This is a genomic window from Herbaspirillum sp. RV1423 (assembly GCF_000577615.1).
Classification (GTDB): domain Bacteria; phylum Pseudomonadota; class Gammaproteobacteria; order Burkholderiales; family Burkholderiaceae_D; genus Herbaspirillum.
In genome coordinates this window covers 316,185-334,709 of record NZ_CBXX010000002.1, presented here as the reverse complement: position 1 = coordinate 334,709, position 18,525 = coordinate 316,185, and the positions used below count along the sequence as shown (strand labels likewise).

At 59.2% G+C, this 18,525-nt stretch carries 17 protein-coding genes; 7 read left to right on the top strand and 10 right to left on the bottom strand.

Annotation, left to right across the window (positions count from 1 at the left end; translation table 11 throughout):
* Positions 1-18 precede the first annotated feature (18 nt).
* From RV1423_RS03275 to RV1423_RS03265, 3 genes are all read left to right on the top strand, one after another.
* Complete coding sequence (locus RV1423_RS03275) at positions 19-2,541, top strand: MFS transporter (protein ID WP_034293015.1); 2,523 nt, start codon at positions 19-21, stop codon at positions 2,539-2,541.
* Positions 2,542-2,559: 18 nt separating this feature from the next.
* Entirely contained in the window at positions 2,560-3,669 is a 1,110-nt protein-coding gene (locus tag RV1423_RS03270; protein ID WP_051516443.1) for an ABC transporter substrate-binding protein, read from the top strand.
* 224 nt (positions 3,670-3,893) lie between these two features.
* On the top strand, positions 3,894-4,334 hold the full coding sequence (locus RV1423_RS03265; protein ID WP_034293013.1) for a RidA family protein: 441 nt from the start codon (positions 3,894-3,896) through the stop codon (positions 4,332-4,334).
* Positions 4,335-4,468: 134 nt separating this feature from the next.
* Here RV1423_RS03265 and RV1423_RS30325 read toward each other — a convergent pair whose 3' ends face one another.
* Positions 4,469-4,741 carry an arginase family protein gene (locus tag RV1423_RS30325; RefSeq protein WP_034293011.1) on the bottom strand — a complete coding sequence of 91 codons (273 nt, stop codon included), beginning with the start codon at positions 4,739-4,741 and terminating at the stop codon, positions 4,469-4,471.
* A 134-nt stretch (positions 4,742-4,875) separates the two neighbouring features.
* Here RV1423_RS30325 and RV1423_RS03255 point away from each other — a divergent pair, with 134 nt between their 5' ends.
* A complete protein-coding gene (locus tag RV1423_RS03255; protein WP_034293009.1) occupies positions 4,876-6,882 on the top strand; it encodes a ribonucleoside triphosphate reductase in 2,007 nt (668 codons plus the stop codon).
* Between the two features lie 113 nt (positions 6,883-6,995).
* Positions 6,996-7,190 carry an anaerobic ribonucleoside-triphosphate reductase gene (gene nrdD / locus RV1423_RS03250; protein WP_034293007.1) on the top strand — a complete coding sequence of 65 codons (195 nt, stop codon included), beginning with the start codon at positions 6,996-6,998 and terminating at the stop codon, positions 7,188-7,190.
* A gap of 105 nt (positions 7,191-7,295) precedes the next feature.
* On the opposite strand, the gene RV1423_RS03245 is transcribed toward nrdD, so the two are convergent.
* Genes RV1423_RS03245 through RV1423_RS03235 form a run of 3 tightly spaced genes read right to left on the bottom strand, consistent with a single transcriptional unit; the run spans position 7,296 to position 9,774 of the window.
* Positions 7,296-7,784 carry an SCP2 domain-containing protein gene (locus RV1423_RS03245; protein WP_373419947.1) on the bottom strand — a complete coding sequence of 163 codons (489 nt, stop codon included), beginning with the start codon at positions 7,782-7,784 and terminating at the stop codon, positions 7,296-7,298.
* Positions 7,781-8,686, bottom strand: a complete 906-nt coding sequence (locus RV1423_RS03240; protein WP_034293005.1) for a U32 family peptidase — start codon at positions 8,684-8,686, stop codon at positions 7,781-7,783. The genes RV1423_RS03245 and RV1423_RS03240 overlap by 4 nt, the downstream gene beginning before the upstream one ends.
* Before the next feature lie 11 nt (positions 8,687-8,697).
* Positions 8,698-9,774: a peptidase U32 family protein gene (locus tag RV1423_RS03235; protein WP_081768665.1), complete on the bottom strand. Its 1,077-nt coding sequence runs from the start codon at positions 9,772-9,774 to the stop codon at positions 8,698-8,700.
* Between the two features lie 376 nt (positions 9,775-10,150).
* Between RV1423_RS03235 and fabI the strand changes: the two genes are divergently transcribed.
* Positions 10,151-10,939 carry an enoyl-ACP reductase FabI gene (gene fabI, locus RV1423_RS03230; RefSeq protein ID WP_034293171.1) on the top strand — a complete coding sequence of 263 codons (789 nt, stop codon included), beginning with the start codon at positions 10,151-10,153 and terminating at the stop codon, positions 10,937-10,939.
* On the top strand, positions 10,926-11,648 hold the full coding sequence (locus tag RV1423_RS03225; protein WP_034293003.1) for an anaerobic ribonucleoside-triphosphate reductase activating protein: 723 nt from the start codon (positions 10,926-10,928) through the stop codon (positions 11,646-11,648). Before fabI ends, RV1423_RS03225 begins: the two co-directional genes overlap by 14 nt.
* Before the next feature lie 54 nt (positions 11,649-11,702).
* On the opposite strand, the gene RV1423_RS03220 is transcribed toward RV1423_RS03225, so the two are convergent.
* The 6 genes from RV1423_RS03220 to moaA all read right to left on the bottom strand — a co-directional run bounded on the left by RV1423_RS03220 (position 11,703) and on the right by moaA (position 18,487).
* Positions 11,703-12,323 (bottom strand): hemolysin III family protein, encoded by a 621-nt coding sequence (locus RV1423_RS03220; protein ID WP_034293001.1) that lies wholly within the window; start codon positions 12,321-12,323, stop codon positions 11,703-11,705.
* A gap of 136 nt (positions 12,324-12,459) precedes the next feature.
* Entirely contained in the window at positions 12,460-13,629 is a 1,170-nt protein-coding gene (locus RV1423_RS03215; protein WP_051516442.1) for a nitronate monooxygenase family protein, read from the bottom strand.
* A gap of 408 nt (positions 13,630-14,037) precedes the next feature.
* Entirely contained in the window at positions 14,038-14,682 is a 645-nt protein-coding gene (locus tag RV1423_RS03210; protein ID WP_034292999.1) for a response regulator transcription factor, read from the bottom strand.
* 64 nt (positions 14,683-14,746) lie between these two features.
* The gene (locus tag RV1423_RS03205) at positions 14,747-16,648 is read right to left on the bottom strand and encodes a type IV pili methyl-accepting chemotaxis transducer N-terminal domain-containing protein (protein ID WP_231502032.1); all 1,902 of its coding nucleotides are present in this window, start codon (positions 16,646-16,648) and stop codon (positions 14,747-14,749) included.
* A gap of 145 nt (positions 16,649-16,793) precedes the next feature.
* Positions 16,794-17,477 carry a carbonic anhydrase gene (locus RV1423_RS03200; RefSeq protein ID WP_034292995.1) on the bottom strand — a complete coding sequence of 228 codons (684 nt, stop codon included), beginning with the start codon at positions 17,475-17,477 and terminating at the stop codon, positions 16,794-16,796.
* An 11-nt stretch (positions 17,478-17,488) separates the two neighbouring features.
* Positions 17,489-18,487 (bottom strand): GTP 3',8-cyclase MoaA, encoded by a 999-nt coding sequence (gene moaA / locus RV1423_RS03195; protein ID WP_034292993.1) that lies wholly within the window; start codon positions 18,485-18,487, stop codon positions 17,489-17,491.
* Positions 18,488-18,525: the final 38 nt, after the last annotated feature.

Below are 18,525 nucleotides of genomic sequence, written 5' to 3'. Positions count from 1 at the left end.
AAACTGCGGCAGCAGGCAATGCTTTTCGCTGGTTTGTTCTGCGGCGTCCTGTTCGGCCTGTCGCTGCTTCTCATCGCTTGGCGGGTGGAACAGGTATTGAGCACGCTTGCGCAAAATCGAACCGATCGGGTGATCCGGCAACTGGCCGATGAAGGCGAAAGCGCGATGCGTCTCGGGTTGGCCGCCAGCGACCTGCAGTTCTTTCAGGAACGCCTGCAACGTCTGCGGCGTCAAGACCCAGCCGTGCTCCTGAGCTTTGTTACTACCCGCGAAGGGGCGACGGTGGCGTTGAGCGGTGACCCGGCATTGCGCCGCCTGGTGGATTCGCGCTGGACGGCACGCCTGTTCGGCCCAATCGACACCGACCAGTCGCATACCGCCTCAGCGTCGGCGATCGAGCTGCGCACGTTGCCAGGCAATATTCTTACCGGAACCAACATGCTCGATGCTGCCGGCACGCCGGCGGCGGCGATCTGGATCGTGTCGGATCCGGATTACTTGCGAACCCAGGCGCGTGGTGCGGCGCAGGACATCGTGATCAGAGCGGCACCACTGGCCTTGCTTACGTTCGGCATACTTTTCCTGATCATGTACGACTGGGCGTGCCGCACCCTGGCCATGCTGAACCAGCCGGAGACACCACAGCGCGAGGGGCGCCAGCCGCCACGTCAGGCAACGTTGTTGTTGCTTGCAGCCTTGCTGCTGGCGCCAGCGGCCACGATCTGGATCGCACGGGAAGCCGCCCGTCCATTTGTCACGACTCAAATCGAAGCCAATGCCAGCGTGGTTGCAGCCACGCTGGCCGGGCAGATCGATCATGCCTTGCAACTGGGCGTGCCGCTGCGGTCGCTGACCGGTCTGGATGCGCTGTTCAAGGAGCGGCTGAGCGCAGCACCTGAACTATCGTGGTTGGAGTTGCGCGCCCCCGACGGCGCGAAACTGGCGCATGTCGGCGCGGCGGCCGATGTCGGCGAGCCATTGTCCGAGCAGGTCGCCACAGCCGGTGGCAGCGGCGTGCGGGTGGTCGCAGCCTATTCGCTCAACTATGTGGACAAAGCGCTCGGCGAGATACTGCTGGACCTCGTGCTGGCGCTGGTCATCAGTGCGGTATTGGTGCGAGAACTCACGCGGGGACTATGGCGGCGTTCCTTGTTGCATCCGCTGCTCGACTATCGTCTGGCGCGCGCCTGGCGATGGCTGGCGCAATTACGTCGCCGACGTTTGGATGAGCAGGCAGAAACCGAGGCAATGCAGCGCTGCATTGCGGCCGTGAGCGCTCCTGCGGGCGATGCCGTCGGCGACTTCAGTCGGCAGATGACCCGGTTACGCCTTGCCGTATTCCTCATCGCGCTGTCCGACGAGTTATTGCGTCCGTTCTTTACCGCGTTCGCCAGCGAGATGCAAACCTCGGCCGGTTGGTTATCGCCCGCCATGATGGCGGGTCTGCCGGTGGCTGCCTTCATGACGACGCTGGCGCTGACCCAACTGGTCGGCCCCATGCTGGCACAGCGTTTCGACCTGCGCCATTTGCTGTTGCTCGTCGTCCCGGCAGGGGCAATAGCGCTGGCTTGCACCGCGCTGGCGCGTGATGTCGACGTGCTTGTGATACTGCGTGCCGTCAGCGGTGCAGCGTATGGCTTTGGCCTGATCCTGGTGCAGACGGCCATCGTGCGCCATGCGCCTGCGACACAGCGTGCGCGCAGCCTGGCTGAAGTGGCGGCAGCCATTGTCGCTGCCGGCATCGTCGGTCCGCCATTCGGCGGTATGCTGGCCGGTCGGGTTGGCGATGCCTATGCGATGCTGGCTTGCGCATTGTGCATGGTCGGCGCCGCAGTTGCCATATTGCGGCTGCGTTTGCCTCGCTCATCAAATTCCGATGGTCGTACCGTGCCAACCGCCAGTCCTGGCTGGAGCGGATATGCCGCCGTGCTGCTGAACCCACGCGCCATGTGTGTGATATTGGGTTCGGCAGTACCCGCCCGTCTGGTCGCCGTCACCGTGCTGGTGGTGGTGGTGCCGCTCTATATGCGTCAAATCGCACAGCCCGCCGACACTGCCGGGCGCGTGATGTTGCTGTACTTCCTGTGCTTTGCAGCCACTGCTTCGATGATGGCGCATTGGTCAGACACCTTGGGCCAACGGAAACCTTTCATTGTCGCGGGCTGCCTGCTGGCCGCTGCCGCCTGCCTGCAACTACCCATCATCGGCGGCATTGCGGGCATGGCGGCGTGCTGTGCCCTGCTGGGCATCGGACAAGCAGTCCAGTCGTCGCCACAGCTCACCCTGGTCACCGAGGTATTCGAAGATGACGTCCTGGCCGGATCGCGCGGCGCCACCCCCGAACAGGCCCTTGCGGCTTTCCGTCTGATCGAGCGCATCGGTAGCATCACGGCGCCATTCGTGACGGCACTGAGCATCACATTGCTAGGCTTGTCGGGAGCCGTTGCGGCAGTCGGCATTCTGCTCCTGCTGGGCGGTATCGGGATAGGGCTCGGCTTGCGAGGCCCCGCGCCCGCCGTTCGCCTGCCCAGAGCCAGTTGATTTTTCAAGGATCATTCCATGCATTCTCTGTCTGATACGTTTTCCCGCATTGCACACTGGTTCCGTACCGTGGCCGTTGTGCTGGCCCTGCTGCTCTATGGCATCTACGGCACGCAGGCGGCGGTTGCACAAAAAACCATTACCGATCCGCGTAACAGCATCGCCGCGGCGCAGGCGGTCGGCACGGTGACCATTGTCATGGTACTGCCGCGGGAAGAACAAAATATCGAAGAAGGTTTCAGGAGTTACCTGCAGCACAACGGATTGTCGGTGCGGTATGTGTCGATCCGCGCTACCGGCCGTGCCGACGACGCCGTCGAGTTACGGCGCAAAGTACGTGCAGCCAAGCCGGACCTGATCTATGTCTGGGGTACGCCGACTACCTTGGCGCTGGCTGGCAAGGCGGATGCCCCTCCACAGGACGCCATCCGGGACATTCCTATCGTTTTTACCGAAGTGACAGATCCGGTGGGCGCAGGACTGATGCGTTCGCTCGACAAGCACAACAGCAACATTACCGGCGTCAGCCATGTAGCGCCGCTGCCGGTGCAACTCAATGCGATCCGCGCCTACCGCCCCTTCACCCGACTGGGCTACCTGCATAATCCTGCAGAACCCAACTCGGCGCTGGTACGGGCTCAATTGCAAAAGTTGGCGGCTGAGCAGAAGTTCGAACTGGTCAATTCCGATATTCCCCTCACGTCAACCGGAGAGCCCGATGCCAATGCACTGCCGGGACTGATCCGAGGCATCGCCGAGCGCAAAGCCGACTTTCTTTATATCGGTCCCAGTACTTTCCTGGCCTTTACCAATCGGGATCTGGTGACCCAGGCAGCGCTGGATGCACACCTCCCCACTTTCTGTGCAACCGAGAGCATCGTACGCCAGGCGCGCTGCATGTTTGGCCTGTTTTCCAACGGCGCCAATACGGGGCGCTTCGCTGCCTCCAAGGCGATGCAGATTCTTGTCGCTCACGAGCCTGTGTCGCAAATACCGGCGTCGACCTTGCAACGCTTTTCCTTGCTGATCAACATGGGGACATCTCGGCAATTGGATCTGTATCCGCCGATGCTGCTGCTCAATGTGGCGGAAGTCACTGGCGTGCCAACGAGCGTGTCGCGGCCATAACCTTCAGAGAATGCGCTGGCACGTCAGCCATATTGACGCGCCGGATCAACGTGATCACACCGATTGGTACCGATGATCTTCGATGATCTTGCTGGCGTCGCGCCCTGTTTCACCCTTTCCTCGATTCAATGCACCACATGCAGCCCGCCTGAAACCACAACTTGACCTCAAGTCGGGTTTAGGAATTATGCTGCTCACTCCCTTGTTTTGAAAGTGAGCGCCTGATGTCCACCTCTCCCCTCATACCCTCTTCCGATTTCTCCAAGCCGGTTTTCCTCAATCCACAAGGATTGTACGACCCAAGTGGTAACGGCTATTCACATCTGGCGATTGTTGAAACACCCGCGCGTTTCATCTATGTGGCAGGCCAAGGAGGCGAAAACCGGAACGGCACGTTACCGCCGGATTTTGCGGAGCAAGTACAACAAGGCCTTCTCAATCTGCAACTGGCCCTTTCCGCTGCAAAAGCCGATCTTGGCGACGTCGTGAAACTTACTGTACTGATCGTTGAGCACTCGCAACAACGCTTGGAAATATTTGCGACCGCATTGCAAACGCTCTTGGCAGGACGGCCTGGGCCTGCATGCACGTTGATTCCCGTTCCACGTCTCGCTCTGGACGGCATGCTGTTCGAAATCGATGCAACCGCAGTGATACGCCGCTAAAGGAATTCCTGCATATGAAAATTGCACAACGTTTGCGACCGGCTCCGGCCCGACCACAACGTCGCCGAAACCTGTTTAGCGCGAGAAAATATGCCCCATGAATTCGACCATCACATGCGCGGCAAGATAGGACGTCACTCCGGTACCCACATCCAGACCAGAGGCGGACACACTTCCACCAGGTCCAAGCCGACGATGTCCGTGCGCTGCGCCAGCGCTATCAAGGTATCCCGGATTTCGGCATACATCAGCCCATTCGGCTCGGCCGATACGCAGCCCGGCACCAGCGACATATCCAGAGCATCGATATCGATACTGACATGGCATTTCTCGCCTGCCGGCAGCAATTGCGCTACACCCGCCGGCAACACTCGCCCGTAGCTGGAAAAAAGCAGCAGTAATATCACCTCAAGAGAAACGCGATTTCCTTATTTTGACCCACATCAAAGAAACTGAATGCAGCGGCGTTTTCAATTGACCTCACTATATTTAGTTACTAATCTTCACCTGGGCACAATATATAGTGTTTTGTGGAGATGTCATGAATGTAACGAATACCCATAGCGAAATCATCAAGCGCGACGGCAGCAGCAAGCCCTTTGCCGCCGCCAAGATCGAATCGGCCCTGCTGCGCGCTGGCCGCGCCACAGGAGAATTCGATGTTGCCGAAGCTCAGGTCCTGAGCATTGAAGTCTGCCGCCGATTGCTTGCCGCCGGCGCTGCGGCCTTGCATGTCGAACAGGTGCAGGACACCGTTGAAGTGGTCCTGTATGACAGCGGCCATCGCGACACGCTGCGCGCCTACATCGTCTATCGCGAACAGCATCGCAAGCTGCGCCACGACAGCAAGACCCTGGTCGATGTCGAAGCCTCGATGAACGAATATCTCAATCAACTGGACTGGCGCGTCAACGCCAACGCCAACCAGGGTTATTCGCTGGGCGGCCTGATCCTGAATGTCTCCGGCAAGGTGATCGCCAACTACTGGCTCAGTCACGTCTATCCTGCCGAAGTCGGCCAGGCCCACCGCAATGCCGACATCCATATTCATGATCTGGACATGCTGGCCGGCTATTGTGCCGGCTGGTCCTTGCGCATGTTGCTGGCCGAGGGCCTCAATGGCGTTCCCGGCAAGGTCGAGTCGGGGCCGCCGAAACACATGTCCAGCGCAATCGGCCAGATCGTCAATTTTCTCGGCACGCTGCAGAACGAATGGGCCGGAGCGCAAGCCTTCAGTTCCTTCGACACCTACATGGCGCCGTTCATCCGGACCGACAATCTCAGCTACAACGACGTCAGGCAGTATCTGCAGGAACTGATCTACAACCTCAACGTGCCATCGCGCTGGGGCACCCAGACGCCATTCACCAACCTCACTTTCGACTGGGTCTGCCCGGAAGATCTGCGCGATCAGGTGCCGGTCATCGCCGGCATTGAGCAGCCCTACACCTATGGCGACCTGCAGCACGAGATGGACATGATCAACCGCGCCTACATCGAGATCATGATGGCCGGCGACGCCAAGGGCCGCGTCTTCACCTTTCCGATTCCGACCTACAACATCACAGAGGACTTTGTCTGGGACAGTCCCAACGCCGAACTGCTGTTCGAAATGACGGCGCGCTACGGACTGCCCTACTTCCAGAATTTCATCAATTCGGAACTCAAGCCGAACATGATCCGCTCGATGTGCTGCCGCCTGCAACTGGACCTGCGCGAACTGCTCAAGCGCGGCAACGGCTTGTTCGGCTCGGCCGAACAGACCGGATCGCTCGGCGTGGTCACCATCAATTGCGCGCGCCTGGGTTATCTGCACAAGGGCGATGAGCCTGGTCTGCTGGCCGCGCTCGATCATCTGCTGGAACTCGGCAAGACCAGTCTTGAAATCAAGCGCAAGGTGATACAGCGGCACATGGACAATGGCCTGTTTCCCTACACCAAACGTTACCTCGGCACCCTGCGCAACCATTTCTCGACACTGGGCGTCAATGGCGTCAATGAAATGATCCGCAACTTCAGCGACAACCAGCATGACCTGACCGATCCCTGGGGACATGCATTGGCGATACGCTTGCTCAATCATGTCCGCGCCCGCATGCTGGAATTCCAGGACGAGACCGGCAACATGTACAACCTGGAAGCCACGCCGGCCGAAGGCACCACCTACCGTTTCGCCAAGGAAGACCGCAAGCGCTACCACGACATCCTGCAGGCCGGCACCGCCGACATGCCGTACTACACCAATTCCTCGCAGTTGCCGGTCGGCTTCACCGACGATCCTTTCGAGGCCTTGGAGCGTCAGGACGAATTGCAGCGCAAGTACACCGGCGGCACGGTATTGCATCTTTACATGACGGACCCGATCTCCAGCGCCGATGCCTGCCGCAAGCTGATCAAGCGCGCGCTGGGCCGGTTTTCTCTGCCGTACATCACGATCACGCCGACGTTCTCAATCTGTCCGAAACACGGCTATCTCGGCGGCAGTCATGCCTTTTGCCCGAAATGCGATGAAGACATCATCGCCAGGAAGCAACGCGAACCGGCCTGATCGCCCCGATGGCGTCCGCCTGCTCGTAGCAACCGCAGTTGCAGTCATTGCAGTCATTTGCAGCAGCAGTCGTTTTTCAGCCTCATATCCACAGGAATTCACAGGAGAGCATTATGTCCGATTTGAGTCAAAGCAACTTCATGGCGCAAGCATGCGTCACACTGTCCGATGAAGAACGTCAACCATGCGAGATCTGGACCCGCGTGATGGGATATCACCGCCCGGTCTCTTCGTTCAATACGGGAAAAAAGGGAGAGTTTCATGAGCGCCGCTATTTCAGCGAAACCGTTGCGGCATTGACGAAGTAATGTGCTCGCGCACGGCGCGAACATAAAGACGCCCCATGCCACAGGTTGCACTTTCAGGTGCAGCTCGACATAGGGCGTTTTCCGGTACCCTGGCCGGGGAAAGGGTTACACCCTGAAAATGCTCTCCAGCCGGGCCCGCACCAGGCGCTTGAGATTGAAGGCCGACAAATCGATGGCATCAAGCGTGTTCTTGACCATCAGGCCAAGCTCGGTATCGCCTTCCATCGACAAGCGCCGGCTGAAGAACAAGGTATCCGGATCTTCCTGACGCTGCGCCAGCAACACGAAATCATGGCCGTTGGCGGCAATCGTCAGATCGCTGCCGTCGCCCTTGCGGCAGGCTGCAAAACGCTGCTCGCGCCATTCGAAATCGAACTCGACGCCCGCATCCTTGACCCTGATCCTCAACTTCTTGCCGCTCAGCGATTGCCGGACATCCTGCGGCATGTGCTTTGCAATCGCCACATTGAGCGCCGTCACGAACAGCAGCGACCCCGGATAGGCCGGCAACATCCCCATCAACTGCGCAACCATCGGCGGCAGTACTTTTCCGGCGTTGCTGCCGGCTTTGGTCATGCCGTTCATGCGGTTCATGCGTAACTCCTGTCTGTATTCAATGACTGGCCTGGCTGGCCGAACCAGTAGCCGTTACATGATTCTTCGGGCATCCATTGCTGCATGGCGGCGGCGGCTTCCTCTGCCGCCACGCGCTCCGTGCGCACGCTGTCGAATGCGCCGATGATCTCTTCGGTATGCGCCGATTGCGGACTGACGCGCAATATATCCACGCCCAGCGCCTGCATCTGCTTCACCTGGCCCAGCAGGTTGTATACCAGCGACGACTGCGTCTGGATGCCGTTAAGCACCAGGAACGGCAGCCCTTCCTTGGTTTTCAACGTCAGGCCGTCAGGATGGGCGATGCAACTGAACTGGCAATGATCCTTTTCCAGATTGCGATGACGCGCCGTGAAGCAGCGCGCCGAGAACGCCAGCGCCATGCGGCCATAGGCGAAGACTTCGGTTTCCAGCCCGGCAGGACGTGTCTCTTGCATGATTGCCAGGCTATTTGCATCCATTTCCAGCGGCATCACCCAACGGCTGGCGCCCAGCGACGCCATCAGCTCCAGCGTCGGCGGATTGTAGATATTGAGATGCGGGCCGGCCACAAAGGCGCCCTTGCCGGTGAGGCAACTGACCGCGCCCATGTCGTTGGCCTCAACCATGAAGCGGCCATTGTCGGTGATCCGGCGCATCGTCGATAAATCGCTGCCCGATTCCAGCAGCACCTGCGTCGACAACACCACCTGCTTGCCCGCCGCCGTGAGTGTTTCGGCAACCTGCAGCCACTCGGATGGACGCAATTCATGACGGCGCGAACACACGGTTTCGCCGATATAGACGATATCAACCGGGGTTGCAGCAATCTTGTCGTAGAACGCGAATACCGTATCGCGCGGCCAGTAATAAAGAATCGGTCCCAAGGCTAGTTTTAACATGTTCTTCCCTCTTATTTCCAGGCACGATGAAAGGCGCCCAGCGTATGCTGCTGCCCTTCCGCCACCTTGTTCAATTCGCTCATCCAGCCTGGCTTGACCGAATAGCGCTGCGGCTGCGACAGGCAATGATCGATGGCGTCGCGCCAGACGCGCGTGACCTGAGATACATAGGCCGGACTGCGCTGGCGGCCTTCGATCTTGACCGCCTTGACGCCCATGGCGACGAGTTGCGGCAATAGCGCGAGCGTATTCAGGCTGGCCGGTTCTTCAATGGCGTAATAATTTTCATCTTCGACATCAAAGCGCCCTTTGCACAAGGTCGGATAACTGGCGTTCTCATGATCGTCATAGCGGTCGATGAGCGCGCCGTTCAGACGCGACTCCAGCCCCTTTGGCGTCTGTTGCCAGCGCACCGCCTTGGCCGGCGAACAAACGCCGTGCGTATTGGGCGCTTCGCCGGTGACATAGGACGACAGAGCGCAACGCCCCTCGACCATCACGCACAAGCTGCCGAAACCGAACACTTCAATATCGATGCCGGTGTTCTTGGCCACCAGTTCAACCTGCGCCAGCGACAGCACGCGCGGCAGCACCGCACGCGCCACGCCGAAATGCTTCTGATAGAAATTGATCGCTTCATAATTGGTCGCCGAACCTTGCACCGACAGATGGATGCGCAAATCGGGATAGTTGTCGGCGCTATAGCGCATCAAGCCTGGATCAGCCATGATGACGGCGTCGACGCCGGCGACGGCAGCCCGATCAATGGCGCCGCGCCACAGTTGGCTGGTGGCGGCTTGCGGATAAGTGTTCAACGCCAGCAATACCTTGCGCGCACGCTGATGCGCATAGTCGATGCCTTCGGCAATGGCCGCTTCGTCGAAATTCAGACCGGCGAAATTGCGCGCATTGGTGGCGTCGCGAAAACCCAGGTAAACACAGTCTGCACCGGCATCGACGGCCGCCTTGAGCGCCGGCAGGCTGCCGGCCGGACAGACCAGCTCGAGCACTTTCGCGGCATTGATTTCGGTGGCGGAATTTGCGGCGGTTTCTTGGGAAGGAGTGGATTTGATTACTGCCTGATCCATAGTCATATCGTTTGATTGTCCAGCGTCCGGCACAACCGTCCTGCTAATTCCGACAGCGGCCGCGAACGCATCGAACGCCTTTCTCAATGGTAAGCGGGTACTGTACAGCGCAGGTAGATCGATAATCTTTAACCTGGATCAATTAGAACGCATTTCATCAACACATAAAATGCGTTCCAACCACCCACCGAGCCGCCGCGAACTTCTGCATCTGCCATGATGACCGACGCCGGGCCGCCGCCTTGAGGTACATCAAGGACAGCCCGGTGTGCGCCGCCTAAGATGCAGGACATCTCGCGGAGCCGGTCGATACGGCTGGCAGCAGGATATCCAGACCATGCCAATCATGGGCGGCACGCATACCTCGGAGTCATACATGGCATTCTTGCAAGGCAAAAAAATCCTCATCACAGGCCTGTTGTCCAATCGTTCCATCGCCTACGGTATCGCCCAGGCCTGCAAACGCGAAGGTGCTGAACTGGCGTTTACCTACGTCGGCGAGCGCTTCAAGGAACGCACCGCAGATTTTGCGAAGGAATTCGGCAGTGAACTGATCTTCGACTGTGACGTGGGCTCCGATGAGCAGATCAATGCGCTGTTCGCTGATCTCGGCAAGCACTGGCAACAACTGGATGGACTGGTGCATGCCATCGGTTTTGCACCGCGTGAAGCCATCAGCGGCGACTTTCTGGAAGGACTGTCGCGGGACGCCTATCGCATCGCGCATGACATCTCGGCATACAGCTTCGCGGCGCTGGCCAAAGCCGCGTTGCCCTTGCTGCATCAAGATTCCTCGCTGCTGACCCTGACCTATATGGGCTCGGTGCGCGCCGCTCCGCACTACAACACGATGGGGCTGGCCAAAGCGTCGCTGGAAGCCAGCGTGCGCTATCTGAGCGACTCGCTCGGCGCCAAAGGCATCCGCGTCAACGGCATTTCGGCCGGACCGATCAAGACGCTGGCGGCCTCCGGCATCAAGGATTTCGGCAAGTTGCTCGGCATCGCCGCGGCCAATGCGCCGCTGCGCCGCAATGTGACCATCCTGGAAGTCGGCAATACGGCGGCGTTCCTGTTGTCCGATCTGGCGTCCGGCATCACAAGCGAAATCATCTACGTCGATTGTGGATTTTCTCATGTGATGGCCTGTCATCATGTCGCCGAATAACGCTGGTTCGATGCGCTCGCTGAAAGTGGGCGGCATCGCCCCCTTCACCGCAACCGATTATCCCGGCAAGCTGGCTGCCGTCATTTTTGTCCAAGGCTGTCCCTGGCGCTGCGGCTATTGCCACAATCCGCATCTGCAATCGCGCACCGGTGAAGGCGCCGTTCCCTGGCCGCAAATCATGCAGTTACTGGAGCGCCGTGTCGGCCTGATCGACGCGGTCGTATTCAGCGGCGGTGAAGCGACTACCGACAGCATGCTGGGCGACGCCATTCGCGCCGTGCGAGAACTCGGTTTCAGTATCGGCCTGCATACCGCCGGCGCCTATCCGAACCGGCTGGCCGCCCTGTTGCCGCTGCTGGACTGGGTCGGCTTCGATATCAAGGCGCCCTTCGACGGCTATCACCGCGTCACCTCGGTCGGCGATAGCTGGCGCCAGGCCCACAACAGCGCCAGGCTGATCCTGGCCAGTGGCATTCCCTACGAATTCAGAACCACCATCCATCCCAGCCTGTTGGGGGAAGAGGATATCTTGAGCCTGGCGCAGACCCTGCAGCACATGGAAGTGCGCAACTACGCCTTGCAACTGTTCCGCGCACAAGGCTGCGCGGACGCCGGATTGAAGGCCGTCTCCACCGCCGGTTATCCCGGCAAGGCGCTGCTGGAACAGATTGCCGCCATGTTCGCGCAATTCACCTTCCGTTCGGCCTGAGGCTTGGAACTCAACAGGCTCGTTCTCACTTGCGGATGTTGATGAAATGCGTTCCTAGGCGACATACAACAGGATGGTGACGTAGTGACAGCCGCTGCCCGCCATCACGAACAGATGCCATACGCCGTGGCCGTGGCGTATCCGATGATCGGTCGCATAAAAATAGATGCCGACGGTATAAAACAGGCCTCCAGCGGCCAGCCACAGGAAGCCGGACCATGTCAGCGCGTCGATCAACGGCACGACGGCGATCACCGCCAGCCAGCCCATCAGCATGTAAATGATCAGCGAGCCGATGCGCGCGCCTTTGGCCAGCCAGATTTCCTGGACAATGCCGATGAGCGCCAGTCCCCACACCACGCCAAACAATGACCAGCCCCACGGTCCGCGCAGGGGCACCAGCGCAAACGGCGTGTAGCTGCCGGCGATCAGCAGGTAGATCGCGCAATGGTCGAATTTCTGCAAGACGTTTTTTGCGACGGCGCCGCGTACGCTGTGATACAGGGTCGAAAATACATACAGGCTCAGCAACATTGCGCCATAGATGCTGAAACTGACGATTTTCCAGGGATTGCCCACGCGCGCAGCCAGCACAATCAACAGGGTGGCGCCAAACGTTGCCAGCACCGCTCCGATCAGATGCGTGATGCTGTTGAATCTTTCACCGTAGTACATAGAACTCATTTCATCAATAGGCGTGAGTGCGAGCTTGCCCTGTTTGGGATGAAGCGCCAGGTGCGAATCGAGGTCAAGACTGAACGTCTTGATCCCGATCCGTAACGCCGCAATTCGCTCAAATTTTTGATCGCTTTCAAATCGCCAGCGGCTGGTTTTCCGGCAGGATGCCGGTCAGCAGGTATTGCATCAATTCCCTGACCGGCCGCACCGCGTTGCCCAGCGGCAGACGCTCCGAGCTGCGGAAGAACAGACCGCGCTTGACGTCGCCTTCCAGGGCGAACCCCAGTTGGGTATCGATGCAGAACTGCCCCGCCTTGGGGTTGCCGTCGCGCAGGCCGCATTCCTGCAGACAGTCGAAACCCACCGTGCATTGCTGCGGTTTGGCGCGACGCCGCATCTTTTCTTCCTTTTCCAGATAATTCACCAGCCATGGCGTTTTCACTGCGCGCGCAGGCAAGCCGGCCACGCTCATGAAGGTGACGGTGTCTTCCGGCCTGGCTTGCGCCAGCACGCTCTTGAAGTTGGGATGGGCATCGCCCTCTTCGGTGACGGCGAAGGCGGTGCCGAGCTGCACTGCGCTGGCGCCGAGACTGAGCATATCGCGCACTTGCTCATGCGTATGAATGCCGCCGGCAACGATCAGGGGCATGCTCTCGCGTTCGATCTTCAATTCCTTGAACAGCTCCAGCGTGCTTTTCAGAACCCGCGAAAATGAAAAGTGCGGATCGTTGATCTGCTCGATGCTGGCGGCACCGAGATGACCTGCCGCATAGCGCGGATTTTCAATCACGATGGCGTCAGGCAGGCGATTCTTGCGCATCCACTTCTTGAGCAGCAGACTGATGCCGCGCGCATCCGAGAGGATCGGAATGAGCGCGACATCGGGATATTCGCGCGTCAGATCGGGCAGATCAAGCGGCAGGCCGGCGCCCACCACCAGCGCATCGGCGCCGCTTTCGCAGGATTGCCGGACGCAGCCGACGTATTGCGAAATGGCGCGCATGACATTCATGGCGATCATGCCTTTGCCGCCGGCGATTTTCTTGGCCGCCTGGATTTCACGATCGAGCGCGACCAGATTGGCGGCATTGATCAGTTCCTTGTCGCGTGAACGCCCGGTCTGTTCCATCAGGTCGGGATGGTGGCGCCGCAAATCGATGCTCGATATGGTCCCCATCGCGCCCAGACTGGCAACCGTGCCTGCCAGTCGATGGGCCGAGACGCCCACGCCCATGCCGCCCTGGACAATCGGCAGCAGGGACTTGAGCTTGATCTTGAAATGCGCTAATGAAGTTTTCAGCATGGTGATATTTCCTATTCCGGTAAATAACCAGTCGAACAGTGGGAAGACAAACCTGCTTTACCCATTGCGGGACAAATGACGAAAGTGCGACATGTCGATATCCCTGGTCAAGATAGGGGTAATGTCGTCGAAAAGAGTGGCCCGGCCGCCAGAAAACACAGGGCCGGTACGCGCTGAGAAGCACTATAGGATGGCTTGTCCTGCGAATCTTTAATGTACATCAAGGACGCATCATTTAAGTGTGCGTTTCAGCCTGGCCCTGCACCTTGCGAAGCGATCTCCGGGCAGGAACCAGAGCCAGGTCGCCGGCTGGCCTGCGGCCTGGAAATTGCTTGTCGCGGTGCATGCGGAAGTTCGCTGATGACGGCGCGCAAAGCGCCTGTTGCGCTCGCGGCGGGTGCCGTGGAGTTACTTGTCCAGGCCGTGTTCAACCGCATAAACGGCGATCTGCACGCGACTGGTCAGATTGAGTTTTTTCAGAATGTTTTGCACGTGAATCTTGACCGTGCTCTCGGCCACATCAAGATTGCGGGCGATCTCCTTGTTGCTTTCGCCGCGCGCCAGGCAGATCATGGTTTCGCGCTCTCTCGGCGTCAGTTTTTCTTTTTCCGGCGTGCTGCTCAGATTGTTTCCCGAGCGGAATTGCATCACCAGCTTGGCCGTCATCGATTCGGCGATCACCGGCTCGCCGGCCACGGCGCGCTTGATGGCCTGGGTCAGATAATCGGCTTCGATATTCTTCAACAGATAGCCTCGCGCGCCTTGCTTGAGCGCGGTCGTCAGATCTTCGGCCTCTTCGGACACGGTCAGCATCAGCACCGCCGTATCGGGCAAATCATCGACAATCAACTGCATCGCTTCCAGCCCCGACAATCCCGGCATGTTCAAGTCCATCAGCACAATATCCGGACGCAGTTGCTTGGCGCGCTTGACGCCGTCAAGGCCGTCCGAGGCTTCGCCGACGATCTCGAATTCGGGATTGCGTTGCAGCAGCAGACGCATGCCGCTGCGAAACAGCGAGTGATCATCGACCAGTAAAATCCTGATTGCCATGCGGTTCTTTCCGTTTCTTGTAAAACTTGCGCGCCGTCGCCACAAGGCCGGCGGCCTGAAAAATTCAGGCCACCAGACGTTCCTGCCTTAACAGCCGTAATGAAATCGTGGTGCCGCCGCCGCTCTGACTCTTGATATCAAATCTCGCGCCCAGATGTTCGGCGCGTTCCTGCATGATGCGCAGGCCGACATGGGCATCGCCTTTTTCGAGGACTTCCGCGAAGCTGAATCCTTTGCCGTCATCCGTGACGGTCAATGAGAAATCACGTTCATTATCGACCACGATATCGACCTTGCTTGCCTGCGCGTGCTTGCGCACATTGGAAAGCGCTTCCTGCAGGATGAACAGCACCTGCAACTGCTGTTCGGGCGCCAGCGCCGCGCCGCTGCCGGCGAAGCGGATATCGCCCTGCACTCCGCTCTGACGCTGAAAGCGGTTGACGACATTGCACATTTCCGATTCCAGATTGTTATCCTGCAAGCGGGTGCGGAAATTGAGCAGCAGCTCGCGCACGTCTTCGTAGCTTTCCTGCACGCCGGCGCGCAATTGCGGCGCGATCTCCCGAATTTCGTCGACGGCGTTGCGCTTGAGCGAATCTTCCAGCATCTGCACTTGCAGATTGAGGAAATTCAAGCCCTGGGCAATACTGTCATGCAAACCTTGCGCCAGCAGATTGCGCTCCTGCGAGACGGCGAATTCCTTTTCCTTGGCGATCAGGCGCTGATTCTCGATGGCCGCGCCAAGGTTCTTCCCCAGCGTCTCCAGCAGGCGCCGTTCTTCGATGACAATGTCGCGCTCCTTGGCGAAATGCAGCGAAAAGCTGCCGATGACTTCGTCGCGCGCCAATATCTGGAACACGGCGAGCGAGAAAAAACCTTCGTTGCGGCAGCGATATTGCTTCTGCTGACTCAATTGCCGGAAATCCCTAACCACAATGATGCCCTGATGCGTCGCCGTGCCGCACAGGCAATCATCGGTCTTGATGCAATGCTCTTCCTCGATCATGTTTTCCGAAATGCCTTCATGCACCGTGATATGCAGATGATCGCCGCGCCGGTCGAGGATGCGCACGGTGCCGCCGTCGGCCTCCATTCTTTGCATGATCTTCAGCAGGAAGCCGCGGCAAAGTTCCTCGATTGCATGCGGTCCCGCGAGAAATCCGGCAACGTCATAAAGCGTGCTGATTTCATGATTCTGCGCCTGCAGTTTGGCCGTCTTTTCGCTGACCCGGTCTTCCAGCGTGCGATGCACCGACTGCACATGATCGGCCATGGTGTTGAACGCCTGCGCCAGCACGCCGAATTCGTCTTCGCTCTCGACCGGGAGACGCACTTCCAGGTCGTCCTTGGACATGCGCGCAATTCCGGCCTGCATGCGATTCACGGGACCGACGATCCAGAGATACAGCAGATACAGTACGGCTACGCTGGCGGCCAGCGACAGGAACACCAGCGCGGTCTGGCACAGGCGCAGCCAGGTGGTTTTTTCGGCCTGTTCCTTCTCGACCAGCGAGACCAGAACATTGATCTGCTCCACAAAACCCGGCGCTTCCCTGACATAAGCCCTCAGCGCCGCCTGTCTTGCCCGAGCGTCGGCGGCGTCGAGCACTGCTCTGGCGTTGCCATGAATATGCTGCTGCCACTCCTGGGCCACCAACTCCATTTGTTTGCGGATGCCAACTTCCAGCGGCAGGAACAGCGGCCGCTTGGCGTCGCCATTTTGCAGGTCAGACAAGCTGCGGCCGAAGTCCGCCAAATCCTGTTCAACTACTGCCGGCGCCTGTGCATGTTCCAGTTCGATGGCGATACGGTAAGAGCGCATGCGCAGACTGCCTGCCTCATTGATGGCCGCACCGCCCCCTTCGAGTTGCCAGGAAAGCAACAAGGTATAGCCGATCGCGACCAGCGTCAGCGCCAGTCCGGTCAGCGTAGTCATCAGGATGCGGAAGGTCAGGCGCTTCCGCATTGGTAGATCAGTGGTGAAAATCATATCCGGGGTCAACATTTTTCAGTACCCATCGTAGTGTAAGCGCTTTCGCCGCGCGTGGTAATGCGAACGTCTGTCTCTTTGAAAAAACGCCGCATCCGGTGCTCCTGCGGCAAGCCGTGATTCAGGCTGCAGCGCCGGTACTTTTCCGATGGCTCACGCCAAGCGGGCAAACCATCGGCAAAAAAGTGTCGGAACGCTCCGAATACGCCAGCAACGCGCCCTGACTCATATCGAAATACCAGCCGTGCAAGGCCAGCTCGCCACGCGCTTCGCGTTCCGATATCCACGGAAAGCTGCGCAAGTTGTTCAGGGACAGGATGATCGCGCCCAGTTCGCAGGCGCGCATCTGTTCCGATTCCTGGCAATGCGCAAGCTGTTGCAGCACCTGCTGTTTGACCGGCTCGACCATTTTCATCCAGCGTCCGATGAAGTCGATCTGGCGCACGGGCTGATGGTTTTGCATCAGGGCGCGAATGCCGCCGCATTTTTCATGTCCCATGACGACGACACGCTTGACATCGAGCATCTCCACTGCGAACTGGATCGCTGCGCTCACCCCCTGCTGATGCCCCGCCGCATTGCATGGCGGCACCAGATTGGCCACATTGCGAATCACGAAGATGTCGCCGGGATCGCAGTCGAGCAGCAGGGCCGGATCGACTCTGGAATCGCAGCAGCCGATCAGCAAGGTGGTCGGATTCTGGCCATGATTGAGCTTGTCGTAGAGCGTATCCTTGCCGGCAAAATACTTGTTTTGAAACCGTTGAAATCCCTCAATGAACTGATGAATGTTCTTGACTTCCATCGCAGTCTCCATCAGCCGCCCGTCTGCGACATGAAGCGAACGATCTGTTGCCGGCGTTCATTGAATTCATGACGTTCCGGCTTGAGTTCGATCGCGGCACGGATCGCCTGCTCCAGCTCGGCGTCGCCGATGCCGGCGCGCAGCAAGGGACGCAGTTCGAATTTCTGTTCTTGCCCCAGGCACATATACAGGGTGCCATCGACCGCCATGCGCACGCGGTTGCAACTGGCGCAGAAATGTTGGCTGATGGGCGAGATGAAGCCCAGTTTTCCCTTGCCGTCCCGGGTCTCCCAGTAACGCGCAGGACCGCCGCCCAGCTCGGCCGCCGACGGCAGCAGATCGAATTGGCGCACCAGTTGCTCCCTGAGCGGACCGATATCCTGGTATTGGCTGTTGCGGCCGGTGTCTCCCATCGGCATGGCTTCGATCAGGCGCAGGATGAAGCCTTCATCAAAACAGAACTGCGCCATGCGCGCGATTTCGTGATCGTTGACGCCGCGCATGACCACCATGTTCAGCTTGATCGGATCGAATCCGGCCTGCTTGCCGGCCTGCAAACCTGCCATGATGCCGGCCAGGCTGTCGCGGCCGGTGATTTTCTCCATGCAGGCCCGGTCCAGGCTGTCGAGGCTGACATTGATGCGCCGCACGCCCGCAGCGCGCAGGCTGTTCGCATGTTTTTGCAGTTGGGTGGCGTTGGTCGACAGCGAAATATCCTGCACCTCGGGCAACGCGGCCAACTGCGACACCAGTTGCGGCAACCCGCGCCGCAACAAGGGTTCGCCTCCGGTCAGACGCACCCGCCCTACTCCCATGCGGGAAAACGCCGCGACTACCCGGGTGATCTCTTCAAAGCGCAACCAGTTCCCGGGTTCCTCGAAACCCTTGAAGCCTTTGGGCATGCAATAGCTGCAACGCAGGTCGCAGCGGTCGGTCACCGACAGACGCAGATAGCTGACGCGGCGGCCGAAGCGGTCGATCAGCGCGGAACATGACGCAATGGTATCCATGCGGCTATTGTGGAGCCCGGCGCAAGCCAACGCAATTG